This window comes from Zavarzinella sp. (assembly GCA_041399155.1).
In the GTDB taxonomy this organism is placed as follows: Bacteria; Planctomycetota; Planctomycetia; order Gemmatales; family Gemmataceae; genus JAWKTI01.
The window spans coordinates 178,653-204,005 of record JAWKTI010000007.1; the positions used below are offsets into that span (position 1 = coordinate 178,653).

General features: G+C 52.2%; 22 protein-coding genes. 13 read left to right on the forward strand and 9 right to left on the reverse strand.

Annotated features, from left to right (window positions below; translation table 11 throughout):
- Positions 1–39 precede the first annotated feature (39 nt).
- The gene (locus R3B84_24135; GenBank protein ID MEZ6143665.1) at positions 40–1,446 is read right to left on the reverse strand and encodes a biotin/lipoyl-binding protein; all 1,407 of its coding nucleotides are present in this window, start codon (positions 1,444–1,446) and stop codon (positions 40–42) included.
- A complete protein-coding gene (locus R3B84_24140) occupies positions 1,443–3,122 on the reverse strand; it encodes an ABC transporter ATP-binding protein (GenBank protein ID MEZ6143666.1) in 1,680 nt (559 codons plus the stop codon). Before R3B84_24140 ends, R3B84_24135 begins: the two co-directional genes overlap by 4 nt.
- A 237-nt stretch (positions 3,123–3,359) precedes the next feature.
- Here R3B84_24140 and R3B84_24145 point away from each other — a divergent pair, with 237 nt between their 5' ends.
- From R3B84_24145 to R3B84_24170, 6 genes are read left to right on the forward strand one after another with little or no spacing between them, the layout of a single operon-like run.
- A complete protein-coding gene (locus tag R3B84_24145) occupies positions 3,360–4,031 on the forward strand; it encodes a hypothetical protein (GenBank protein ID MEZ6143667.1) in 672 nt (223 codons plus the stop codon).
- Positions 4,028–4,786: a GTP-binding protein gene (locus tag R3B84_24150; protein ID MEZ6143668.1), complete on the forward strand. Its 759-nt coding sequence runs from the start codon at positions 4,028–4,030 to the stop codon at positions 4,784–4,786. The genes R3B84_24145 and R3B84_24150 overlap by 4 nt, the downstream gene beginning before the upstream one ends.
- Before the next feature lie 59 nt (positions 4,787–4,845).
- Entirely contained in the window at positions 4,846–5,289 is a 444-nt protein-coding gene (locus R3B84_24155; GenBank protein MEZ6143669.1) for a helix-turn-helix domain-containing protein, read from the forward strand.
- Positions 5,290–5,308: 19 nt separating this feature from the next.
- Positions 5,309–5,779: a transposase gene (locus tag R3B84_24160; protein MEZ6143670.1), complete on the forward strand. Its 471-nt coding sequence runs from the start codon at positions 5,309–5,311 to the stop codon at positions 5,777–5,779.
- Positions 5,728–5,979: a transposase gene (locus tag R3B84_24165; GenBank protein ID MEZ6143671.1), complete on the forward strand. Its 252-nt coding sequence runs from the start codon at positions 5,728–5,730 to the stop codon at positions 5,977–5,979. Before R3B84_24160 ends, R3B84_24165 begins: the two co-directional genes overlap by 52 nt.
- Positions 5,980–6,034: 55 nt before the next feature.
- Complete coding sequence (locus tag R3B84_24170) at positions 6,035–6,502, forward strand: GTP-binding protein (GenBank protein ID MEZ6143672.1); 468 nt, start codon at positions 6,035–6,037, stop codon at positions 6,500–6,502.
- 93 nt (positions 6,503–6,595) lie between these two features.
- Here R3B84_24170 and R3B84_24175 read toward each other — a convergent pair whose 3' ends face one another.
- Positions 6,596–7,573 carry a BON domain-containing protein gene (locus R3B84_24175; GenBank protein ID MEZ6143673.1) on the reverse strand — a complete coding sequence of 326 codons (978 nt, stop codon included), beginning with the start codon at positions 7,571–7,573 and terminating at the stop codon, positions 6,596–6,598.
- A gap of 374 nt (positions 7,574–7,947) precedes the next feature.
- Between R3B84_24175 and bamA the strand changes: the two genes are divergently transcribed.
- Positions 7,948–10,308: an outer membrane protein assembly factor BamA gene (gene bamA / locus R3B84_24180; GenBank protein ID MEZ6143674.1), complete on the forward strand. Its 2,361-nt coding sequence runs from the start codon at positions 7,948–7,950 to the stop codon at positions 10,306–10,308.
- 429 nt (positions 10,309–10,737) lie between these two features.
- On the opposite strand, the gene R3B84_24185 is transcribed toward bamA, so the two are convergent.
- A complete protein-coding gene (locus R3B84_24185) occupies positions 10,738–11,595 on the reverse strand; it encodes a LysR substrate-binding domain-containing protein (protein ID MEZ6143675.1) in 858 nt (285 codons plus the stop codon).
- 130 nt (positions 11,596–11,725) lie between these two features.
- Between R3B84_24185 and R3B84_24190 the strand changes: the two genes are divergently transcribed.
- Both R3B84_24190 and R3B84_24195 read left to right on the forward strand, forming a co-directional pair.
- Entirely contained in the window at positions 11,726–13,060 is a 1,335-nt protein-coding gene (locus R3B84_24190; GenBank protein ID MEZ6143676.1) for a proton-conducting transporter membrane subunit, read from the forward strand.
- 12 nt (positions 13,061–13,072) lie between these two features.
- Positions 13,073–15,298, forward strand: a complete 2,226-nt coding sequence (locus R3B84_24195; GenBank protein ID MEZ6143677.1) for a DUF2309 domain-containing protein — start codon at positions 13,073–13,075, stop codon at positions 15,296–15,298.
- A gap of 18 nt (positions 15,299–15,316) precedes the next feature.
- Here R3B84_24195 and R3B84_24200 read toward each other — a convergent pair whose 3' ends face one another.
- From R3B84_24200 to R3B84_24210, 3 genes are read right to left on the reverse strand one after another with little or no spacing between them, the layout of a single operon-like run.
- The gene (locus R3B84_24200; protein ID MEZ6143678.1) at positions 15,317–16,159 is read right to left on the reverse strand and encodes a hypothetical protein; all 843 of its coding nucleotides are present in this window, start codon (positions 16,157–16,159) and stop codon (positions 15,317–15,319) included.
- Positions 16,160–16,215: 56 nt separating this feature from the next.
- Positions 16,216–16,758, reverse strand: a complete 543-nt coding sequence (locus R3B84_24205; GenBank protein ID MEZ6143679.1) for a hypothetical protein — start codon at positions 16,756–16,758, stop codon at positions 16,216–16,218.
- 23 nt (positions 16,759–16,781) lie between these two features.
- On the reverse strand, positions 16,782–18,461 hold the full coding sequence (locus R3B84_24210; protein ID MEZ6143680.1) for a hypothetical protein: 1,680 nt from the start codon (positions 18,459–18,461) through the stop codon (positions 16,782–16,784).
- Between the two features lie 152 nt (positions 18,462–18,613).
- Here R3B84_24210 and R3B84_24215 point away from each other — a divergent pair, with 152 nt between their 5' ends.
- Positions 18,614–19,819 carry an amidohydrolase family protein gene (locus R3B84_24215; GenBank protein MEZ6143681.1) on the forward strand — a complete coding sequence of 402 codons (1,206 nt, stop codon included), beginning with the start codon at positions 18,614–18,616 and terminating at the stop codon, positions 19,817–19,819.
- 47 nt (positions 19,820–19,866) lie between these two features.
- Here R3B84_24215 and R3B84_24220 read toward each other — a convergent pair whose 3' ends face one another.
- Complete coding sequence (locus R3B84_24220; GenBank protein ID MEZ6143682.1) at positions 19,867–21,747, reverse strand: sulfatase; 1,881 nt, start codon at positions 21,745–21,747, stop codon at positions 19,867–19,869.
- A 176-nt stretch (positions 21,748–21,923) separates the two neighbouring features.
- Between R3B84_24220 and R3B84_24225 the strand changes: the two genes are divergently transcribed.
- On the forward strand, positions 21,924–23,099 hold the full coding sequence (locus tag R3B84_24225; GenBank protein ID MEZ6143683.1) for an acetyl-CoA C-acetyltransferase: 1,176 nt from the start codon (positions 21,924–21,926) through the stop codon (positions 23,097–23,099).
- 28 nt (positions 23,100–23,127) lie between these two features.
- Here R3B84_24225 and R3B84_24230 read toward each other — a convergent pair whose 3' ends face one another.
- Entirely contained in the window at positions 23,128–23,883 is a 756-nt protein-coding gene (locus tag R3B84_24230; GenBank protein MEZ6143684.1) for an SGNH/GDSL hydrolase family protein, read from the reverse strand.
- Positions 23,884–24,453: 570 nt separating this feature from the next.
- Here R3B84_24230 and R3B84_24235 point away from each other — a divergent pair.
- Positions 24,454–24,597: a hypothetical protein gene (locus R3B84_24235; GenBank protein ID MEZ6143685.1), complete on the forward strand. Its 144-nt coding sequence runs from the start codon at positions 24,454–24,456 to the stop codon at positions 24,595–24,597.
- 121 nt (positions 24,598–24,718) lie between these two features.
- Positions 24,719–25,216 carry a hypothetical protein gene (locus R3B84_24240; protein MEZ6143686.1) on the forward strand — a complete coding sequence of 166 codons (498 nt, stop codon included), beginning with the start codon at positions 24,719–24,721 and terminating at the stop codon, positions 25,214–25,216.
- The last annotated feature ends 137 nt before the right edge of the window (positions 25,217–25,353 follow it).

A 25,353-nucleotide genomic window follows, 5' to 3' on the forward strand; every position in this document is an offset into this window, starting at 1 on the left:
TGTGAAACCTCTGTTATTGTTGGCTGCAGGCAACCAACGCTACTTTTTGTCATCCGATTTGGGAGACGAAGGCGGTTCTTTCCCAAGTACAGGTGGGAAGCCGTTGAGTCGTCGCCAGACTTCCCAACCCAGGGTAACGCGGTTGAGAAATACCCAGCCAACCACCTGATTTCCCTGTCGCAGATACTCTTTTCCAGGCCAGATATCGTTCTCAAACTGCTGGTCTGGTTCAATCAGCACCCGAAACTGGCCTTTGCCATTATCGGTCTGGTCGATCTGTCGTACCCGCCCGCCAAAGGTTCCCACAGCAGCAGAAGGCCAACCGGTGAACTGCACCGCAGGCCAACCTTCAAACTGCAATCTTACATGAGGATATCGACCATCAGGGCCCCGTTGGATGAGCGGAGCATCGACACCATCGATAAAAATTTCTGCCACATAGTCGTTGCTGTCGGGCACAATAATTACCAAAGGGTCACCAGCTTTCAGAGACGACCCAGATTGACTGGAATTCTGGAGAATCTGGAAAACAGTGCCAGTACAGGGGGCTTTCACAAAACGCATCTGATAGCGGGAATAGGTAGTATCGATCTCCTGGATTTCACTGCGGATCTTTTCGACAGTCTCCCCTTGAATCCGATTCAGATCCTGCTCTGCCAGCACCAGGTCACGTGCAGTATCAGCATCCACGCGGCTGCGCATAAATTTTTCCCGTTCGACCGATTCTTTTGCAGCCAGCACATCGGCATTAGCTCTCTGAAATGCGAGATCCAGTTCGGCTACTTTGGCATTACGTTGGATCAACTCGATCTCTGGGCGCAACCCTTTCTCCACCAGAGGTTCAATCAATTCCAGTTCCTTCTTCGCCAGATTCAGATTGACCTCAGTGCTATTCAACAACTTTTCTCGTGCTGAGAGCGTCTGCATGATGATGTTCACGGCACGGTCCGCACTATCCTGTTGTGCTTTCCGCGATTCCCGAATGCGGTTGATTGCATCCTGTCGTCTTGCCGCCTGGCCAAGTGCTTCTTTGAGCCGTTTTTGCAGAATTGCTTTTCTTTCAAGCAACCGTTGTTCATATTGTGGGTCGGGATCAACAAGTTCTGCAATCGGGTCACCCACTTTGACCTGGGAACCTTCCACAACGTGCCACTTGGTAATAAGCCCACTGATCGGTGCCATGACCGTTTGCTGGCGTTCTTCCGGCTTGTAGGCGATCAATTGACCACGTCCGGTCACAGTTTGCTGCCACGGCAGGAATATCAAGCCAATCAGGATCAGGATGAACAACAATCCCAGTAATCTGCCAAACTGGACCATTCGGCGGGACGACTTGACCAGCTCCATCGAGGAGAACCCCATATGGGCAGCAATGGGTATCCCCTGATCCGGTATGTGCGTGATCTCCCCTGCTTCCGGTGCACGTTCGATCGTTTGCATGGTCATGCATCAACCTCCGAATAATCCAAGTTTAATACTCGATCACACCGATCCAGAATTTCCTGATTTCGCGTCACCACAACCAGGGTCCAGGGGGCGTTTTCTGCAAATAGCGTTTCCAGCAGGCGGGGGCATTCTTCCAGATCCAACCGATCAAGCACCCCATCCAGCACCAGCAGGCGGGGGCCAGCAACGATCGCTCGAGCGATACACAACCGCATCGCTTCCGTTTCCGAAAGTGGGCGTCCATTCGGCATCAATCTGGTTTGCAGGCCATCTTCCAGATGATTGACAATATTCAGAATACCCGCACGGTCCAGGGCTTCGGAAATCTGCTCTACTGTCAGCGCTTCTCGCCGAAGCAGGATATTGTCGTACACAGTACCGTTAATAATCTCCAGTTCGTGCACCACCGATACCTGCTGCCGGACACTTTCCAGTTGAAGTTCTTTCAGCGATACCCCATCTAATGATACCACACCGCTGGTGGGTTCTTTGAAACCGGAAAAGAAATCGAGCAGCACTGATTTACCCACCCCTGCCGAGCCCACCAGAGCAATTTTTTCACCGGAACGGATTGTGAAGTTCGGGAAAAACTTGGTTTGATTATAAATTCTGAAGGTGGCATCCTGCACTTTGATGCTGATCCCCACGGGCCGTGCAGGCAGTGGGGCACCAGTATCCCGTTCGGTGGGCAGATCATCGATCACACCCAGCTTTTCCACACCCGTGAACAGATCATACCAGCTATCGAGATATTTGTAGATCTTCAACAGCGAGTTCACCACCATCGCAATAATCAGTTCGCTGGCGATTAGCTGGCCGATGGTCAGTTCCTGTTTCGTTACCAGCCAGCCACCAAGACCCAGCAGCAGCACGTTGGCGACGATCTGGATCAGCACTGCAAAACTGAATTGCCGAAAGACGATTGAAAAGTGGGCTTTGCGGGCAATCACATATTCATGGGCAAGGTGGTCCGCCCGATTGACCGCAATCACCGGCCCACCCGCCGTGCGGATGGTACGTGGGATGCGGGCTAGTTCCTGCAGCCATTCCGCCACTTCATATTTCACATGGGATTCTTCGATACTCGTCTTCACCCCACCACGACCTAGAAGAATCAGCAAAATCAGGCAGACAATCAGACCGACGTCGAAGGCCAGCAGTAATGGGTGATAAAATGCCAGTACGGTCAGGCCGACGATAATGATCAGCACCAGTTCAATACCGTCCAGCAACAGAGTCGCCATCGATTTCTGCACTTTCTGCACATCAAAGAACCGGTTGATCAGTGCGGGTCCGTATTCATGGTTAAACTCTGTCATCTGAACACGTGGGATCAAACGCGAAAAGCGCTCCACCACCCGAACAAAGATTCGTCGCTGCAGAATTTCAATGACATAAACTTCCGCAACTCGAATCAGACCAGAGAGAAACATAAAGCCAAACAGGGCCACTGCCAGCCAGATAATCGGCCAGAGCAGCACGCCAAACATGACGGTGCTGACCATCGCCTCCACGGCAATCGGTGTGGCCAGCGATAAGATTGCCACTAATAGCGCGAATGTGACGATCAGATAAATATCAGAACGATCGACCAGAATCAGTTGCCTGATTCGGTACCACGGTCGGAATTGATAACCATGGCCGTGCGTACCTTTATTATCGGCGTGGGAACTCATTATTTTTTCACCATTTCGTGGACTCTTCTCATAAAAATGAATACCGCATGGAGGCTACCGGCAGATTTATAGACTCAACCACCTGCTTGGATACAGCCCACAGCAAATGGTTTCAAGGATTTTTGCATTTTGTGGGGAAAAGATGATATTTCTCTCACCTTCGTGAGGAAAGCTGTACTAACCTGTTATACTTTGTAATATACTAGAATACCTAGACTTACTCTTTGTGGTTGATTCATGGTTCGGTTTGAACGATCTCAATTCCGCACGCAGGCAGCAAAACTACTCGACCAGCAATTGTGGTGCTGGGGGCGGGATATTCTGCACCCAAAAGGCAATCTGCTGCTCGATCTGGGGATGTGCCGCTATCGTGATGCCAATCATCAGAAAGATGGCACCATGTACTCTGCCTCCACTAACGAGGGCAACATCGTCTGGCTGTGGGGTTTTGGCATCATGTGCTGTTCCCCACAAGGGGATGGGGTCTTTCTGCAACGGTCACGATTTGAGCCGAAACGGTTGCGGCACCGCCCACCAAGACCCGTGCACTACTGGCACGACCTGCCATTAATACAGAAAACTGCTACCCGCACAGAAACAAATCAGATGCAGGCCATGCTAAAGCAGCTTTTTTTGTGGATCAGCCAGTACGAACACTGGATTGCTGAAACCCAGGGGGTGAGCTATCGCCAGTCCACCATTGAAGCCGCCCCCAAAAAATATCAGGTGCCTGGTGCCAAATTGGCCTGGCAGTGGTCGCAACTAGCAAAGAAACTGCATCGTTTGAACACCAGCGATTTACCTGCACATGGTGTCTGGGCAACCGCAATTCAGACAGTCGCTTCTCCCACACCAGCACCAGCGGTGCGGTATCACCAACTCATTCATAAAGGAACTTTTCGCCGATGATCGCTGATTCTCCAACTGATACCCGGCTGCCCGTTACCGTGCTTTCCGGTTTTCTGGGTGCTGGCAAAACAACTGTCCTGAACCACGTGCTGCACAATCGGGCAGGCATGAAGGTGGCGGTGATTGTCAACGATATGTCCGAAATCAACATTGATGGTTCACTGGTCAAGAATGGCCAGGCAGCACTGTCCCGCACCGAAGAGCAGTTGGTGGAGATGCAGAACGGTTGTATCTGTTGCACACTGCGGGAAGATCTGCTGAAAGAAGTGGCTCGACTGGCAGAGGAAAAACGGTTCGATTACCTGTTGATCGAATCTACCGGGATCAGCGAACCACTTCCCGTGGCAGAAACGTTCACTTTTGAACATGAAGACGGCTATAGTCTATCCCAACTGGCCCGCCTGGATACGATGGTGACGGTGGTGGATGCCCTGAACTTTCTGGAAGATTACCAGTCCTCCGATTCATTACAGGAACGCGGGCAGTCGATGGGCGAAGAGGATGATCGGGATCTCGTGAATCTGCTGGTCGATCAGATCGAATTTGCCAATGTCATCCTCATTAACAAAGTGGATCTCATCAATCAGACGCAACTGGAACTGATTCAATCGATTCTGAAATCGCTGAACCCATCAGCCCATCTTATCCCAACCTCACGTGGGCAGATTGAACTGGGCAATGTGCTGGGAACCGGCTTATTCGATATGGAAAAGGCTTCCGCCGCACCAGGGTGGCTAGTGCTTTGTCACATCTAAAAAGTCGGATTGGCAATTCCAGTCAAATCTGCGATACTGCATGGTACAAGGAGTTTGCCATGCGGAAGTTGTATATCATTCGACTGACAAAGCAAGAACGAGTCGAGCTTCAGAGTGTCGTCAAGAAGTTGAAGGGAACCGGGCAGAAAGTTCGACGTGCTCAGATTCTGCTGAAGGCAGATGCCGATGGTCCGAATTGGACTGATGAGCGTATTGCCGAGGCGTTTTCGTGTCGGACTAGAACCGTGGAACGGCTTCGCCAGCGGTTCGTCGAGCAAGGATTTGAAGAAACACTCAACCGAGCTAAACGTCAGCAACCACCCGTGGATAAGCTATTGACGGGCGACCAAGAGGCCCGCATCATCGCGACTCGGCTTGGGCCGCCTCCGAAAGGCTACAACAACTGGACGCTTCGGTTGCTGGCACGCAAGGTCGTGGAGTTGGAAATCGTGGAGTCGGTGAGCTACGAAACGGTCCGACGCACGCTAAAAAAAATGGCATGACGAATCGGAAGATTGAATATTGGGTGATCCTCCGGAGGCGGACGCCGAGTTTGTCGCCCATATGGAAGATGTGCTGGAAACCTACGAAAAACCGTACGATCCGAACGTGCCGGTCCTGTGCATGGACGAACAACCGGTGCAGTTGTTGAAAGAAACACGCGTTCCTATTCCCGCCACGGCCCAACATGCCAAGCGGGTTGACTACGAATACGAACGAGCGGGCACGGCGGCTATCTTCATGTTTACCGAACCGCTGGTCGGTTGGCGTGAAGTCTCCGTTCGCGAACGGAGGACGAAGATTGACTGGGCCATCGAAATGGCTCGGTTGTTGGAGGGTCGCTATGCGTCATGTGCCAAAGTGATCGTGGTGTGTGACAACCTCAACACCCACACCAAGGCGCGTTCTATGAAGCGTTTGAACCCGCGCGTGCGCGGACCTTGGTTCGACGGATCGAATTCTGCTACACACCCAAGCATGGAAGTTGGCTGAACATCGCAGAGAATGAACTGAGTTCGTTAACCCGCCAATGTGTCGCGGACCGTCGCTTTGAAGATGTTGCCACTTTGAGTGAAGAAACCGAGGCATGGTCGAACGATGTCAACACCACACAGCGTGGCGTTGACTGGCAAATGAAGATCGACGAAGCACGAACGAAATTAAAATCGGTTTACCCGACAATTAAGTCGTGACAGAGCACTAGCAACCCTGCGTGGGGAAGAACAATCGGAAACCGATCAATACGGCATCAGCAGTTTTGTCTACAGTGCCCGCAGGCCTTTCCATCCGGAACGCCTTTACCAGTTCATGACCAGTAAAGAGCATACCCGAAGTCTGTTACGTTCCAAAGGTTATTGCTGGATTGCCACCCGTCCGCAGTGGGTGGGGTTATGGTCGCACGCAGGCCGCGTGATGGAATTATCCCCACAGGCCATCTGGTGGGCAGATGTTCCTCGTGATGAATGGCCCACCGATCCGGCGCATCGGGATTCGATTACGGAACATTTCATTGATGGAGTGGGTGATCGACGTCAGGAACTGGTCTTTATTGGCTATAAGATGGAACCAAGTGCGGTTCAGGCCGCCCTCGACCGAGTGTTGTTGACGGATGATGAATTTGCGATGGGGCCGGAAGGCTGGCTCACATTCAACGATCCTCTCCCACCGTGGCCTGAAAATGCCGACCAGGCCGAAGAAATGAGTGCAGACTCATAAATGAGTTCTGGCTCATTGTTTAATCTTTTCTAAACTCTCCAGCTCGCAGGTAGAAAGTAAATCGCCAGTATGTGATTCTTGAGATGGGAGTATTTACGGTACGGTGATCTGGTTGCGGATTTGACGCACACCTGGGGTCAGTCGGATCATCCCTTCAATCAGTCGACGTTCATCATCGTTGGCGGCACGTCCGGTCAGGAGAATTGCCCCGTTAGCTTCTTCAATGCGAATGCCTGCGGGATTGGAAATTGTGGTAGATCGTTGCAGCATGGCCTGTAAATCAGTAACAATCTGTGGGATCTGGGGCACTTTCGGGGTAAAGCGGAATGTGGCAGTGTAAGTGATGACGTTGGGGCCACCAGCCATTTGCGTTGAACCAGCACCGCCAACACCACCTGCACGTCCGCCACCCAGGCCACCTGTGGCTCCTCCGCCAAAACCAGTAGCCCCACCTGCGCCTCCAAAGCCCGTGCGGCCGGCACCTCCCCCACCTAATGCGTTGGTTCCACCAAATCCTGTGGTGCCACCCGTACGTCCTCCACCAAAGCCGCCAGTGCCTCCCGTGGTGCCACCACCGAAGGAAACGGTGCCACCAGTACCTCCGCCTGTGCCACCACCAAAGCCTCCTGTGGTGCCTCCACCCCCAAAGCCTCCTGTGCCGCCTGTGGTACCACTGCTGCCAAATGAAGATTGGCCAAAACCTTCACCAGTGATGGCACGATTATTGTTGTTCTGTTCAATCGATTGGGCACCGGTTGCTGCACCTGGGGTCTGAATCTGAACACCCGGCCGTCCGGAATAAAGTGGGTTACTGTAAGTGGCAGCCAGAAAGTTCGTCGCGTTCGTGGTGCCGCCTCGTCCGGCAGTACCACCCTGACCTCCACCAAAACCACCACCCTGGCCGCCACCAAAACCTTGACCTCCACCTAATCCACCGCCCGCACCTCCAAATCCGGCACCTCCGCCTCCAAGGCCGCCTGCACCCCCGCCACCTGCACGTTGGGCATAAGTGGTGGTCGAGCAGATACCAAGTGCCAGGGTACTGATCACGAGCCAGCGATGCATTTTCATTTTTGGGGTCTCCGGTGCGGTTAAAGGTTACTCTAACAGAACTTTCTGAGAAAATGGGGAAAATTCTGCCACTTCTCCAATCGACACAATGGGAATGACTAGTTCAATCGAAATAATGAGAAAGTGATCAGAATGTGGCTGAATCGCTATTTTTTATAACAAGGCAATTATATTCCATTTTTATTATCTATCTCCGTCGGTGCGGCTTGACAGGAATCTGGTTCTCGCGTATCGCACCCGAACTTCAACAAACAGGGAATATTTTCCTACTGTTGTCGTAGAGGTGGGCTACGCACCTGGAACGGTTGATTCAACCGGACTTTGTTGTTGTAAGTACTGATAAATTAAGAACTTGTCATCTGTGGGGCTGGCTGATGGTTCGCACTTGTTTCACCGTGATTGCTTTCGCTGGATTCATCGGACTGTGCCGTCCCGCCTTCGCTGCTTCTCCTATTGGAAAAGAAATTGCTGAAGTCGTGGTGAAGGAAAACCAGGTCCGCAGCACTGCCAGTATTCTCGAAGTATTTCGTGTAAGGCCTGGCCAGGCTTATACTTACGAAACCATGCGGGAAGGGGTGCGGCGCCTGCACCAGACCGGCTGGTTTGCGGCAAACGGTATCGAAGAACGCACGGTCGAGTTGCCGGATCAGCGGATTCAGGTGATTCTGTATGTGAAAGAACTTCCCAACATGATCACCGATATTAAGTACCTTGGGGCAGACCACTTAAGTGTGAAAGAACTGGATGAACTGACCGGATTGCGACGTGGGATGGCGATGTCGCCCCAGCGAAACGATCAGGCACGGTTGAACATATTAAGAAAATATCAGGAAAAGGGTCGCTACCACGCCAGCGTAACGTTGCGGGAAGGAAACCGTGTTACGGATCAACGGGTGGTCTTTGATATTGTGGAAGGTCCAAAAATTAAAATCCGCGAAGTGGATTTCAAATTTCTAGGCCCCCACGAATCGGGCATTTCCAGTGGGATGCTGAGAAATCGCCTGACGATCTCCCGTGCCCGCATCGGTGGGCTGATTCAGGGGGAATACAACCCAGGCCAGATTGAACATGATGCGGAACAATTGACCGAATACTACCACGGACTGGGTTATCTGGATGCCAAGGTGCGTGCCGAGCGGATGTTCTCTGATGACCACCGTTGGGTCGATGTGGTGTTCCACGTGGAAGAAGGCACCCGCTACAAAGTGGGCCAGGTCCGTGTGGTGGGCAACAAAGAATACTCTGAAAAGTTCCTGCTGGGTTACACCAACCTGCGTGGGGATGAGTTTTACGATCGAACAATTATCCGCAGCGATATTAACCGAATTAAGGACCTGTACGGCTACCAGGGCAGAGCAATCGCCATTCGCGAAGAATTTGTGGAAGCCCAGCCTGGTACAGGAGTGGTGAATGTGAATTATCAGGTAATGGAAGGCCCACCTTCCCGCGTGGGGCGAATGTACGTCCGCGGGAATACAGTTACCAAGGATTCGATTATTCTGCGGGAATTGGCCGATGCTGGTATTCTGCCGGGTCAGGTGCTTTCCTATCCTGGTGTGCGAACTGCTGAAAACAATCTCCGCCGCACACAACTCTTTATGGATAATCCGATGGAAGGTGTGCAGCCCACCATCGAATTGCGTGATGCGATTGATAACCCCAACCTGAAAGATGTGTTTGTTACCGTGCGTGAAGCACAGACAGGCAGCTTCATGGTGGGTGGTGGCATTAACTCCGATGCGGGTATTACCGGTAGCGTGGTGTGGAACGAGCGAAACTTCGACCTGTTTCGTTTCCCCACCAGTATCGATGATATTACCAGCCTGCGGGCTTTCCGTGGGGGTGGCCAGGAATTTCGCCTCGAAGCTGTGCCTGGGAATATTTTCCAGCGCTATACCGCCAGTTGGCGCGACCCCAGGTTGTTTGATTCACCCTACAGCCTGAGTGTCAGCGGGTATTACTTCAACCGTGGGTATAACGAATATGTAGAAGACCGACTGGGTGGACGCGTTACCTTAGGCCGCCGGTTGGATCAGTTCTGGTCGGCATCGCTATCCACTCGGGTGGAAGGTGTGACCGTTCGCGACCTGCCTTTCAACGCACCAATGGATATCAGGCGGGATGAAGGGTACAGTTTCCTGACGGGTGTTGGTGGGAACCTGCGACGCGATTCGCGGGACAATTATCTCCGCCCCACCTCGGGAAGTGTGCTGGATCTTAGCTACGAACAGGTATTCGGGGACTACCAGTTTCCGATTCTGACAGGGGAATTCACGAACTTCTTTACCACATATGAACGCACCGACCGCACAGGTAAGCATGTGCTGGCCTTCCGCAGCCAGGCATCGTGGGCAGGTGATGATACCCCCGTCTTCGAACGCTTCTACGGTGGTGGTTTCCGCAGCATCCGTGGTTTCCAGTTCCGTGGCGTGGGGCCGTTTGAAAATGGGTATAACGTCGGGGGCCAATTTGCCTTCATGAACAGTGCGGAATACCAAATCCCACTGGTACCCAGCGAAAGCCTGTACTTGGTAGGCTTTGTGGATTCTGGTGCAGTGGAGCGGAATTTCACCATCAACGATTACCGTCTCACGGCTGGGGTGGGTCTGCGGATCAGCATGCCACAACTGTTAGGACCGGTCCCACTGGCAATCGACTTCGGCTTCCCGATTGTGAAAGGCCAGAACGACCAGGAACAGATCTTCAGCTTCTGGTTTGGTGTGTTCGGACAGTAATAAGAATATCAATTACCCTTACTACTCCATTTCAGTGCAAGCTCTTTCTGGACAGTTGCGAAAGGGTGGCACCTGCTTCCAGCTGGTGAACAAGAAAAAACTGCGGCAGGATGCTGCGGCCACTTTACACAACATTCGTGGAAGATAATCTTACTTTTGTACACTATCATTCCTTAATGTTCTGTGGGGGGTGATATCAATTTTTACAAAAATTCACAAAAAAGTTTTCATTCGCGCAAATTCCTGTCAAAAAAGCACTTGTGGCAACCGGCTTTATGGGAAATACGTCCCAGCAAGAAAAAAATTGTCCAAATTGGATGAGTAGTGGATATATTAATATAACGTGGAAATAATTCCATGCTCGGTAATCGTTTCGTGACGGCACCAAGTTGAAGCGAATTGCCTAATGATTTCGTCGAGTGAGGACAGCTACCCTTTCAGTCGTTCCAGGCTGTGAACAATGTGTTCGACAAACAGCTCTGCCACCACTGAAAGCTCCTCTTTTTTCATCAGTGCCAGTTCGGCATCGGCCAGGTGTGGCATTTTTTTCTCTTTGCGAATTGGGTAAATTCCATCGGGGATCATATGTTCTGGCAGCACCGTAATCCCCAGGCCCGCCTTCACCGCAGCCAGCGTTCCTGCCAGGCTGGGACTGGTATAGCTGATGTGCCAGCTTTTCTTCGCTCGGTCGAGTGCGGCAATGGCACGTGTGCGGTAGATACATGGTTGTGGCGACAGCACCAGCGATAGAGGTTCTTCCATCTGATAATCGTTGCCGGCTGCCCACACCAGAGGTTCTCGCCAGACTTTTGTCCCACCTTTCACACGCTGGGGATCGCGCTTGGCAAGGATCACATCGTATTCCCCACGATGAAAACCGTCGATCAGGTGCAGCGTCAGATTGCAGGAAACATTTAACTGCACCCTCGGGTGGTGCTGTCGAAAGCTCGCCAGCACATCCGGCAAATAATGGGTCGCAAAATCTTCCGGAGTACCAAAATGAATCTCACCTTCCATTTCCGGCTCTTTCAGCCGACTGTACACCTCCCACTGAAGTGCAATGATTCGTCTGGCATAGCCAAGAAAGATTTCCCCCTCCGGTGTCAGCACCACACGACGTCCGGAACGATCAAAGAGAGCACAGCCCAGCTGGTCTTCCAGTTTTTTCATCTGCAGGCTGATGGCAGATTGGGTGCGGTTCACTGTGGCCGCAGCCAGGCCAAAAGTTCCGGTTTCTGCAATCGCAACAAAACTTCTCAGTTGCACCGTATCGACAAAGAACGACATCAGCTCACCTATAAGAAAAACTTATCGTATCGATCAATAACTTCAATTTTACAAATATCAACGACTATGTACATTGGTTATCAGGGACATGTGAGAAGTCATGCCTTTGAATACAGGAGTGGTGATTCGAATGACTGATTCGGTTGTTTTTCAATCGGACAATTTATCGTGGGTGATGGCAGGTCTGATCCTGGTTGTCTCGATCAGTGTGTCGGCATTCTCTGGTCGATATCTCGCAGGTGATCGCTTACAGCGTCGTCACCGCGGGCTAGTGGCACTGCTCACCTGTACCATGATTGTGCTGGTTTTCTCCAATCATCTGCTCCTGTTCTGGTGTGCATGGTTGATCAGTAATCTGTTGCTGGTCCTACTGATGATCCACAACAGTCGGTGGGTCGCTGCACGCAATTCCGGCTTGCTGGCATTCAAAACACTGGGCATCGGCACGATTGCCCTGGGTGCGGGTTTGTATCTGTTATACGTTCATACGGGCTCGATCACCATTGATGGTGTTCTGCAGTCGGACAAACTCAGCACCACTCAGAGTGGAATCGGCTTGCTGTGCATTGCCATCGCGGCCATGGCTCAATGTGCCGTGTTGCCATTCCATCGCTGGCTATTATCGTCCCTCAATTCACCCACCCCCGTATCGGCATTGATGCACGCTGGCCTGGTGAACGGTGGGGGTTATCTGATTGTACGATTTGCTCCCATCGTCGCTGAACAACCGTGGTTGCTGCAAAGCATCTTTGTTGTTGGCTTGATCTCTGCCTTTGCGGGCACGTTCTGGAAACTGATTCAAACGGATATCAAGCGGATGCTTGCCTGTTCTACGGTTGGCCAAATGGGCTTTATGCTGGTGCAATGTGGGATGGGCCTGTTCGTGCCAGCAATTTCGCATCTGTGCTGGCATGGCCTGTTCAAAGCTTACCTGTTTCTGAATGCTGGCACCAGTGTGCGGGATCAGCGGACTGCAACTTCACAGGCATCCCCCACACTCTCCCACGTGGTGCTGGGACTCATTGCTGGCATGGTGGGCGTGTTCGCTTTTTGTGGTATTACCAACCTGCCGATTCAATTAGCAGACACTCGTTGTCTGTTAATTCTGATGGTGCTGCTGGCATCATCCCACCTGGCAATCAAGACGCTCGCTCAGGGTCGCACCATCAGCTCCGTATTCATCAGCATTCTGGCCAGTATCATGGTGGGGATTTGTTACGGCTTCAGCATCAGCCTGCTGGAACAATTGCTGCCCGCATTGAGTGCCATCCCAGCGCAAGCAATGAATCCTGTATACTTTGCGGGGCTTGGCAGCTTTACCCTGGTGTGGCTGGCCATGCTGCTGGATCTTCCCGGAAAATTACAGGCCACCACTGCCTGGAAACGGCTGTACATGATGGCGTTAAATACCAGCCAGCCCCACCCACAGACAATTACAGCCATACGATCCGCCTACCAGATTTAACAGGAGAAAACCATGAATATACTTGCAAATCAGTACACCCGCCAGCATACGAAAGCACTAGCAGGGCATCAGGCAATTTTCGATCTGATTGCCCGCGCTACCAACACGGTTTCCCCTGTGTGGCCTTTGAAAAACTTCATTGCGGTCAACCCACTGCAAGGTTTAGAATACCTGCCCTTTGAGCAGGCTGTTGCCATCGCCAGACAGCAACATGCGATTCAGAATGAGCAGCAGGATGGGCGCGAGGCGGTCAATCGCCAAATGATTAAATGGTGCGGTGCCTATTTTGATGAAGGCCAGGCAACGTTTCCGATTCCGGAGCGTGTCAAGGGTTTTTATTATGCGTTTGTACAGCTGGTGCGGTTCGATAAGAACTTAATTCGCACCCAGCAAGATCACGCACTGGTAAAAAATCTGCCGGAATCACCCATCCAGGCGATTGAGGACTCTCTCAGACAGCTTGAGATTCCCTCCGAAGATCAGGAAGAGTTTCTTCGGCAGTCTCTGGAGGCATTACCGGGCTGGTCTGGCTACGTGAAGTGGTTAGAACTCTATCCCACCCAGGGAAATGGGGTGCGTGCCTCTTTGATTGAATATCTGGCTGTTCGCCTGGTATTGACGCAGTTGTTGTGGCCAGCAGCAAGTGCGATCCCATGTGCTGTGCAGTCGACTGATTTGTCTTCACTTACCACTGCCGAACAAGGTTTCCGCCAGAAACTAATTCCCGAGTTGCTTCACAACAGTCAGCAGGAATTGCCCACGGAAACCGTGCGACCAGACGCCCAGTTCGTTTTTTGTATTGATGTGCGATCTGAATCATTTCGGCGGGCAATTGAACAGATTGGAAATTACGAAACCCTGGGCTTTGCGGGCTTTTTCGGCATTCCAGTCGAAATTCATCCTTATGGGGAGCAGAACGCTTATGCGTCCTGTCCGGTATTGTTGAATCCTAAGCATCACATCCGTGAGCATGCAGATGATTCGCCAGAAACAATCAGAAAGCATGCTCGTGGCAATCGTTTACTTCGGCTGTTCAAGGATAGTTATACCCGCTTGAAATACAACTTTACCACCCCCTTTCTGCTGGCAGAAACCATTGGGCCGGTGCTGGGAATCAAGATGGTGTGCAAGTCGCTCTTCCCAAAGGTGACTGCAAAATTTGCCCGTTTGTTCCGGGGTGGGGTAGTGCCGGAAATCCAGGTCAAACCTTGTCTGGAAGGAATATCTACCACAGCACAAGTTGATTATGTGGAAACTGTGTTGCGAATGCTGGGCTTAACGGCAATCGAATCCCCATTTGTGATCTTCTGTGGGCATGGCAGCAGCACTGTGAACAACGCCTATGGTTCCGCACTGGATTGCGGCGCCTGTGGCGGAAATCACGGTGGGGGAAATGCCCGCATACTGGCCAGCATTCTGAACAACGTGATGGTGCGTGCCCACCTGACAGAGCGTGGGATTACGATCCGTCCCTACACGCTGTTTCTGGGTGCAGAGCACAACACCACGACCGATGAAGTACAGTTTTATCTGCCCCGCCATGCCACCGAATGGGAACGCCAACAACTGGATGTGATCAAAGCTGATCTGGAACAGGCACGCAGCGTGAATACGGGCAATCGTGCCCGCACGCTGGGTGCTGCTTGCCATCATCAACATGCCATTGCCGAAACCAGCCGCCGGAGCGTAGACTGGGCAGAAACCCGCCCCGAGTGGGGCCTGGCCAGAAATGCTGCTTTTATTGTCGGTTCTCGTCGATTAACCCAGTCGCTGGATCTGGAAGGACGGTGCTTTCTTCATTCCTATGACTGGATGAATGATCCGGATGGGACGCAGCTCACCACAATTCTGACCGCACCGATGGTGGTGGCACAATGGATCAACAGCCAGTATCTGTTTTCCACGCTCGATCCCGTGAATTATGGTGGTGGCAGCAAAATCACCCAGAACATTACAGGCAAGATCGGAGCGATGCAGGGAAATGCCAGCGATTTAATGCACGGCTTGCCGTATCAATCAGTCTACTCGAAACATGGCACCCCATACCACGAGCCAATGCGACTGCTGACAGTAGTCCATGCACCATGCACCATGCTGGATGGGATCATTCAATCGCAAGCTGTTCTGCAGAAGCTGTTTGGCAATGGTTGGGTGAATCTGGTGTGTATCGATCCCACCGATCAGCGTGCCTACCACTTGCAGCGGGACTTTCGCTGGGAGGCGATCAATCCTGAGTAATTTTTCATGGTAGCTCTGTTATTGATTGCTGGTCAATCTTTTCCGCACCACGGTGACCTGTTGTGCGGCCTTCAGTTGATCTGCACCCACATGATCATGAAAGACCAGTAGTTTTTCCAGGCCGCCATCCGCACAGGTGCGTTCGAAGATCATCGGCTGGTGGTACATCGGCCATTCGGCAAAGCAGAGCACCGCCTCATCTCCGTTGCCTTCCTGCCACGAGATTGCCGAAGTATACAGATTGGGTGAACTCCAAAGATGCCCACTGAGCATCAGGCCGTTGCCAAGATCCTGTGGCCAGACGTTCTTCTGAAACTCCAGCGACAAGCATAACGAAGTGGGGGATTCCGCACCAGTATCGGCAGGTCGTGGTACGGATGTTGTGGTTGCGACACCTGGCTTCCATATCTCAGCAGTTTCGATGGTGTTTTCACGCCATGCCAGCGGAATCTGCCTGCGGGAAACATTCAATTGTGCACTGATTGGATAATGATTCCCACCTGCACGGCACCACCACTGTGGGAACCGTTCCAGGAATTGATTATCCAGTTGCTCGTAGCCGTTGGGATATTGTTTGATGAAGTCGTAGTAATTGAAATCGGGCACGGTGCGAATTGCCTGCAGCCAGTTCAACTGTAAGACGCAGGCTGAAATCGCTTTGGGTTTGGGTGTTTTTGATCGGGCTTTTGCAGGCAAGCCAACAATCTCTACCACCATTTGAGAATAGTTCTGTTGAAAATCAAACACCAGTTGGGTGGCCCGTTCTGGCAGCGGATCGTTGATCATGGCTGCAAGAATCGGCAGTAACTGCTGCTCGATCTGCAGCAATCGTTGATCAAGAATATCAGCGTAGGGTGCCATCTGGATGATTGCAGAAAAATCAAGAAACGACACGGGAACCGTATTATTCGCAGCCTTTACTTTTTCCAGAAGGTGCCGAGTTTCTGTTCAATTTCGGTCAGTTGTTTCTCAGTTAGCTGATCGACTTTCAGTGCGTAGTTATGGACCACTTTTTTGTTATTGAACATCAGGATGGTAATGTCGGCCTGTTCTGCCAACAGGTATGCAGGTGGGCCAACAGGATCATCAAAGACACCCGTGGGGGTTGATTTCAGGCCTGTTTCTTTGGTCCATTTGCCCAGTTCATCCTGAGAAATGGTTTTTTCACCCAGAACGGTCAGCCAGCATTTCGGCCCACCCATTGCAATAGCCTGTGCGTCAATTTTCTGCATCAGTTTCGCCATCTGGCCGGAAACCGTGCGTGCAAAGACGATCACGCCTGGCTTTTCAGCGGTTTCACAGACATAACAGGTAAGCTGGCCGCGTTCTGGTCCACTGGAAACCAGAAAACTGTAGGGCCCAGGCCGCTGTCCCACCTGTGGGCCAGAAACCAGTGGATCGGCAGCAAAGCTGATAGCTGAGATGCTCAGCAAAAGGGCGGATGTTAAAAGAACTTTCATGAAACTCTCGCGATGAAAAATACTCAATCAGATGAACTTGCGGTTGTGGCAGGCTTGGAAGGCAGGGTAATTCGTTGAGCCTTTTTCGAAAGCCCTTCACGAATTCGTTGAATATCCAGTGGGTCGGCATTTTTCCACAGCCGACTGGCCAAAGCGGCAAAACGGTTCGCTTCTTCGGTTCTGCCCAGTCGCTGGCACAACACTTCCATGCCCAGTGCGGCACGCACGCTGCCCGAATCGTGGGCAAGAGCTTCCAGAAACGCTTCTTCTGCCTGCACAGCATCGCCCGCTTCCAGTGCACCCACACCCCACGATTCCATGTAATAGCCACCACCCCCCCAGGCATGGTGACTGTAGTCGGCAATTGTTTTATCCACTGCTTTTTTCAGCAGTTTCAGACCAGCATCGCCATCATTGGTTAAGCAGGCCAGGCGACCCTGCATTTCCAGATAGCGTAACTCCAGGCGACGATCCGATTTTCGTTTTGCCTGGGCTTCTTTTAACACATCGACCTGCTTTTTCAAACGATCCACATCGCCTTTTTCCACTGCCACCAAGGCAGAGAAATAGGCCGCCATCGTTTTATCGCTGCGTTGTTGCTGGCCGATGATCTTTTCTGCTTCTTCCCACTGGTGCCTGCCCAAAGCAATCCGGAAAAATGGGAAGTTAAACTTATAGTTGTAAGATTCGCAAAGTTTGCGGTGCAATTCCGCTTCCGAATAACGCCCATCGTGCAACAGGCTCAACATCAACGTTTCCATATGGTGGGAGAATTGATGGTCCTGGGTGTTCTTGACACCCTGCACTTCGTGGTATTGGCGTTGCAGTTCAATTGCTTTCGCAGATCGGTCTGTTGTTTTGTCCCACTTGCCAATCCGCATGGCCAGGTGGGCCTGCATGTGCCAGGCGTGGGGAAGCCCAGGCGATGAGGCAATGTAACCTTCCGCATAGGGCCAGCCTAACGCAGGCCGACGCGAACCTTCATAAAAGTGAACCAGTTCGTGGTTGGAACCAGGGTGCAGCGGATTGATTTTCAGCAACGCTTTGTGAAAAGGCACCCCGTCTTTCGATCCACCGTGGCTCCCACCGTGGATCGCTGCACGGGCAAACCAAGCCTCTTCATCATCATCGTAAATCGTCAGCATGTCGTTCAGGGTGGCGATGGCTGCATTTCGCTTCGCTTCCAGTGTGGTGTTTTTATCACCTTCCAACAGGCCTTTTTCCTGCAACTTCGCCTTGATAATCAACTGTTCACGGTGGGGAGCAAGCGGCATTTTCTCCTGTGCCTTTTTCAGGGCATCGGTGGCCAGTTGCTTCCGCCAGCGTTCCAGCCCGTTATGCAGGATCAGCCAGGCGTAGGCACAGTCCGGATCGTGCCGAAGTGCCGTTTCTGCCGACCGAACCGCTTCGATGTAAACGTAAGAATAATAATACCCCAATGCCTGATCGACGTATGCCTGGCACTTGTCCGATGTGGTACCCACGCGGTACTTGTACAGGCAAAGATTATCGATGAGCACTGCCGGAGCCAGTTTACTCATCGGTAGCCTTTCATCCAGTACCACGACTACCATAGATGGTGCGGTCAGCGGGATGACATCCGGCACCTTGTTGCTTGCGGGTGCGGTATCGGCGGGGGTTCTTTGTGCCAGTGACTGATTCAGTGTGATCAGGCACAAACACAGTGCTATGCGGTGCATCATCGTTGAATTCTCAACGTGCGAGGATTATGGATGTTTACCACATGATAACGCCAATCCAAAAGTTTGGCGCATTGATGATAAACTTTTCATCAAATGGATATATCTTATCCGTTCGGTGAAAATTATTGTAACCAATTGTCACCCGACTTGGAATGACAAAATTGTTAGAAACTGGTGTTGCTGCCCATTGGATCCTGCCCGCGACAGGTCATGTGGTGCCAAATGCGGAAATCGTTGTCCGCGATGGCTTGATTGCGGAACTGAAACCGATGGCCGCACCACCCGAAGGTGGGGGCACCACGATTGTGCTGCCGGGGCTGGTGAACGCCCACACGCACCTCGATTTGTCGACGCTTCGTATTCCGGTGACAGCAAAAAAACCAGTCGACTGGCTGCACCGTGTGGTGCAGGCCCGTACCCAGGATCAGCCCGGTGATGCTGCCCAACGAATCCATGCCGGGGTGCTGGAATTGCTCGATTTCGGTGTCACGCTGGTGGGCGATATCTCCTCTGGCGGTCTGACGAGCGAGTTATTCCCCACCCTGCCGATGTGGGGCGTCGTTTTTCATGAAATTCTTGGCCTGAGCGACGCACGTGGCAATCATTTCTGGCAGCAGATGATCAAACGTCTGCACGAATATCCCGCCACAGACAACTGGCAGTGGGGCATCAGTCCCCATGCACCGTACAGCACGCACCGACAGCTCATTGAGGCAGCCGCACGGCTCGATATTGGTCCCGTGTGCATCCACCTGGCAGAATTTTCCTGTGAAAAATCGTTGCTGGAAGAAAATTCAGGTGAATTGGCGCGATTTTTGCAGGAAATCAATCTTTGGCACCCTGCTAATCTGGCACCACACTGGGAGTGGATTCGCTGGAAACTGCGACGTGCCAGCCAGGCGATCTACGTTCATGCGAATTATTTACCCAGAACACCTGCTTTTCATCATAACGAAGCGGTTATATACTGCCCACGCACGCACCAGGCCTTTGGGCATCCGAAATACCCACTGTCGGAACTGCTGCAGGCTCAGGTGAAGGTGGCACTAGGGACCGATTCCCACGCATCGACACCGAATCTGGACCCACTGGCAGAAGCGTGCCTGGTGCGGCAGCAGTTTCCCGACATCCCACCGGAAATGATTCTGCAGATGATCACGCGGTGGGGAGCGGAAATGCTGGGTTTTGCCCACTGCACCGGAAGTCTGGAAGTGGGCAAATCAGCCGATCTGGTCATGATTCAGGCCCCCACCCGATTGAAAACGGTCGACGAAGTGTACCATTTTCTCTTTTCAGGTGCGGCCATCGGCCTCCCACGCACCACCATGTGGCGGGGAAAGTGGCGACGGCGTGAATAAAATTGTTGCTGATTCAGTACTGTTCGAACAATCAGAATTGAGTGTAGTCACTCTTTCATGTCAAACCATGTTTTCAAGATTTTGTCTTTGCTGTCTTTCAGGCTGAATTTCTGCACGGTCACGGTTCCTGTTGAGTTGGCGGGGTCCAGTCGAAGTGCGGTCAATGGCTTCTCCGTAGGAAGTTTAATCTGATAAGTGTGGAACTTCTGATCATGAGTAATCGAAAAGGTGACTGATCGATCCCGATGAAAGTTGGGGGCTTCTGCGGTTGCCCAAAACACCTGTCCAATACCTTTGGCATCCGATGACAAGGAAATTTCCAAGGTATACGGCCCAGCTCCTTTGGGGATTTTTCTGGTGATGATGTAGGGGTCTTTGCCACTGGAAACAATCTGCAACATCTCAGGTTTCAAGGTCAAGGCAGCATCTTTACTCGCAGACCATTCACCTGCTGGAGATTGTGGTTTTCGATAAGCAGGATTGGCACGTGGGATTACTGCATCTGTATCTTTCAGGAATGTGGTGATCTGTTTATTCAATTCATCCACTAATTGTGGCTGTGATGAGACGAGGTTTTTCTGTTCGCCGATATCTTCTTTCAGGTTGTAAAGTTCCAACCGATCACTGCCATCATCATTGTCAGCAAAAAACCGAATCAGTTTCCAATCCCCCTGACGAACCCAGGTCGCTGGGCGGAATCCGTCGATATCCCCACGCCCACCATGTGGGAAATGGCAAAAGATTCGTTTGCGATCTACTTCCCCACCGGTGAAGGCTGCGGAAACATCAACGCCGTCGAAATTACACTCTTTGGGCTTTGGAATACCAGCCATTGTCAATAACGTTGGAAACAGATCGGTACTTTGCACAATAGTATCGCTGTTGCTTGCTGGTTTGGTTTTACCTGGCCACACTACCAGCATCGGAACATGGGTACCACCTTCGTAATTACTGGCTTTCCCACTGCGAAACGGGGCATTACTGGTAACTGGAATTTCTTTGTATTGTGCGTTATTGCTTGCTTCTCTGGCAACATTGTGCCAGCCACCATTATCGCTGGTAAAAATGATGATTGTTTTCTCCAGAAGCTTTTGCTTTTCTAATTCAGCCACAATCAGACCGATCGAATCGTCCAGACTTCTCACCATCGCTGCATAAACAGGGTTTCGCTGTCCGCTTTTCGGATCCATCCGTTTTGCCGCTTCCTCGATGTACTCTTTTTTGCCCATCCACGGCGAATGAACACCAAATGCCCAGTAATTGACAAAAAATGGGCGATCTTTGTTTTCTGCGATGAATTTCGCGGCTTCTGCACCCATCCGATCGTCAATATGATCACCTGGTTTCCCTTGTCCCGGCCACCAACGCCAAGGGGCAAAGTAGCCATTGGCACCACCAGGCCCCGGACCGGCCATGTGGGGCAAATCGACATCAAATCCGTGCTGCAATGGCGAATAAGGCTCTTGACCCAGATGCCACTTTCCGAAGTGCCCAGTGCGATAGCCGGCATCCTTCAACACTTCTGCAATCGTGGTGTATTCCGTTTTTAGCCTGGTGATCGAATCGGCAACGAGCACTCGGGCATTCGGATTGCCAGAAACGAGTTGCTTTTTCAGTTGCACCTGTGGAAGATGACAGGCGGGGGCTGTAATGCCAATCCGTGCGGGATGGAGACCCGTCAGAATGCTGCTGCGAGTCGGCGAACACAATGGGCTTGCAGAATAAGCATTGCTCAATTTCAGTCCGCGTTTCGCAAGGGCATCTAAATGTGGTGTTTTGTGAAATTTACTTCCATAACAACCAATATCGTGCCCACCGAGGTCATCTGCAAGGATCAACACAATATTTGGGCGGTCTGCTGATATCGCTGGTGCAAGATGCATAGTGATAGTGAAGCCGGCAGCCATCAGAAAACGTAGTAATTGCATTCTTCCTTCCCTTTTGTGGGAGCGAACCCGCAGTAGCTTTTTCAGATAATTCGGTGGGAATTCAGTATTTTAGGCAACCGTGTAAAATTACGATAGTACCAGCCACCATTGGTATGGTACAGGATTCTCCTTAATCCTTATGCAGTAAGTAGTTAAACCACAGCAGGAGGGGGCAGATGGAACAGTTCATTGTTTCGGCGGTTCGCACACCAATTGGCAAGTTTCTGGGTGGGTTATCCAGCCTGACTGCACCCCAACTGGGTGCTGTGGTGGTGAAAGCAGCTCTCGAAAAAGCCCAAGTGGGGGTGGAGCTGGTCGATGAAGTGATCATGGGGCAGGTGCTGCAGGCAGGGGTGGGTCAGAACCCTGCCAGACAGGCGGCATTGTTTGCTGGTTTGCCCACGTCGATTGCTGCGTATACCGTCAACAAAGTGTGTGGGTCTGGCTTGAAGGCTGCAATGCTCGCTTCGCAGGCAATTAAAGCTCAAGATGCAGGCATTGTTGTTGCGGGCGGCATGGAATCGATGAGTTTAGCGCCCCACCTGTTGCAAAAATCTCGAACCGGCTTCAAATACGGCGATGAAAAACTGGTTGATGCCTTAATTCGCGACGGTCTGTGGTGCGCCTTTGAGCAATGGCCCATGGGCAACGCAGCGGAATACATTGCACAGAAATGTGGGGTCGACCGCACGGCACAGGATGAATTTTCTGCCGCAAGCCACCAGCGTGCCGCACAGGCACAGGCTGCGGGTGCTTTCGCGAATGAAATCGTCCAGGTTTCTGTGGGAAGTGGCAGCAAAACGACGATCGTTGCCCACGATGAGGGGATTCGACCAGATAGTTCTGCTGAGAATCTGGCTCGCCTGAAACCCGCATTTCAGGCTGATGGCACCGTCACGGCAGGAAATGCGTCGCAACTCAGCGATGGTGCTGCCGCACTGGTGATCGCCTCGGCGACTGCCGTTCAGGCCCACCAATTGCAGCCACTTGCCAGAATTGTGGCGTATGCCACCAGTGGGGTCGATCCGAAAGAGATTTTCATTGCACCGGTCAGTGCGGTGAAAATGGTTCTGGAACGAGCATCCATGACGATCGATCAGATCGATCTTTTTGAACTGAATGAGGCGTTTGCCGCACAGATGCTGGCTTGCAGTCAGCAGCTTGGGCTGGATTCTGCCAAAGTGAATCCCCACGGTGGGGCAATTGCGTTGGGGCACCCCATCGGCTGCAGTGGGGCACGCGTGCTCACCACGCTGGTGCACGCATTGCACCACCACGGCAAACGATATGGGTTGGCCTCGCTGTGCCTGGGCGGTGGCAACGCCGTTGCAATGATCATCGAACGCTTGTGATCATTGGCTGTCACTTCTTGAAACGAACTCATTTTGGAAAATATTCCATCAGCTTCTGTGCCACCAATTCATGCCCTGCACGGTTCGGATGATTTACCTGAGACATGAAATCAGTCAATTCTTTCCCCGCAGCCACGGCTGCCTGGAATGCTGCCAGACTATCCACGAGGCCAACGGCATGTTCTGCCGCCAAGGCTCTGATCTGTGCTGCATGCTGGTTGAGTGGGTCGGTTTCTTCATTGAGTTTTGCTTTGGTATCCGGCGTGGGGGTCAGCAACAAAACGGGCACCCCTGCCTTTTTTGCAGCCAGAATCATGCTGCTCCAGGCTTTGTGGGCCGCCTGCAATCCCAGCCGCCGATCGTTCAGTGCATAGTCGATGGTGATCAGATCCGGCTGCAGGGAAAGGACATCTTTCTCGAAGCGTGCCGCACCCGTTACAGATGCCTCCCCACCGATTGCGGTAACGACCACATTGATGACTGCGGTGGGGAATCGCTCTGCCAGCCCCACGTGCAGCAGGTGGGGGTACGAATCAAACGTCCTTACCACCGGAGTAACGAAATAACCTGCAGGCACACTATGGCCATGGCAGACAATCCGCAGTGCCCGATTTTTGGGCCACTTCGCCGCAGCCAGCTCTCGAAACTTGGCAAGATAGGTTTGAGGGTCTACCACTTTGGGTGTGGGACTCTCCTCCCCGCCAAGGGTGCTCTGCTGGATAGCTGTCAAACAAATAGCAGCCCCACCGAGCAACGACCGACGCGAAATCTCCAGATGATCCATAGCAACCTCCATCGAGTAGGTGGTAATATACAGAGCGGAAGAGCCAATTCGTCAACGCCGAAATAGGGTATTGATCGCGCAGATTCACGAAAGAGTTTACCAAGTAATTTCTGTTCGATTTCTTTGCACCCTCCAATTCTATTTTTAGCACTGTAGGATTTGCTTTGTGAAAGGTCCCAGGAAAAGAATCACCTGTCATTGACTAAATGTACCTATTTTTCATTGCATTTTTCTCATGAGAGATTATTCTGAATTCAGTTAAGGCCTCAGAAGGCGGAGCCCGACAAAGCGATGACATGGGACGAAGACAGTCTGGAGCACGGATACGTCCTCGACCGGATCGCCAGTGGCGGGTGGTGGCACCTGCACTTCGGCCGCTCTCGCTGGTCGTACCACTGCGACATGTTGGGTCACCAGACGAAAATCCTGGCGGTACTCCAGAGGTTCGAGGCGGGGGCGGTCTCTGCGTCGCCGCCGTACTTCCTCACTCTGGACGGCGAGGGCGTGGAGTTATCTGCGTCAGAGGTCTCACTGGATTTCTGTTGGGGTGACCGTTTCGCAGATACTGAGTTGGCCGACGAGGCGCGGAACTTTCAGCGTGAGGTCGTGCCACTGCTGCACGACAGCCCTACGTTTCAGCGATCACTGGCAGAAGTCGTGGCTCTCCAGCAGCACCGACAGGTGGTTGCACCGGGCACTCTCAGAAGGGACTAACCCTGCACAGGACACAAAGTCACTGATCGCGTCAATTCTGAAACCAAAGTTGGTTGGTCGGCCTAACTTAACGAGACAGCGATTGACTATATAGTTAAGCTGACCGCCGCGAGCGGCCGAAATGAGCGATTGGAGCAGGAATCGCTTCGTATCCACTGTCGCGACTCTGCTCAATCGCGGCCCCGTTCGCCGGCAAAACATGGCACACACTGATCTGCCGTCCCTGAATGTTCAACTTTGGTATGGGACGATTCTCGTTGCGGACTTGCGTAACGTCATTGCCCACCAAGGAACGTGGTCCGGCGAATACGAACAACGTGTCGCTCCTCAGCAGGGCAAGTTAGAAACGCGAGTGTGCGATTACATCTCCTTCTGTGAGAAATGGCACAAACGCCTCAAGGAAGACAAGAATCCGAATGCCAAAGAGTTTGACGATTTCAAGGATGTGTTGAACTCTGGCCTTTGGCATGTGCTTTGTGCGGACGGGGCTGAGTTGAAAATCCCTGACGGCCCGATTTTTGTCCATGGGGAAGCGAGCTGGAATCATCCAGACAACGAGCCAACGCGAGAGTCTGCAGCCTATGAGTACTGGTGCCAGCGAACCAGCCCTTGCACCTGACCGGGGCCGCCATTCTGTTTCGCCCGGCATGAAGGATTTGCAGGCGGCCCCGGCAGGTGAGCTTAACTGGGTCCGCGATTGAGCATATACTAATGGTGACAGCCTCAGCTGCCTAAGTGAGCGATTGGAGCAGGAAT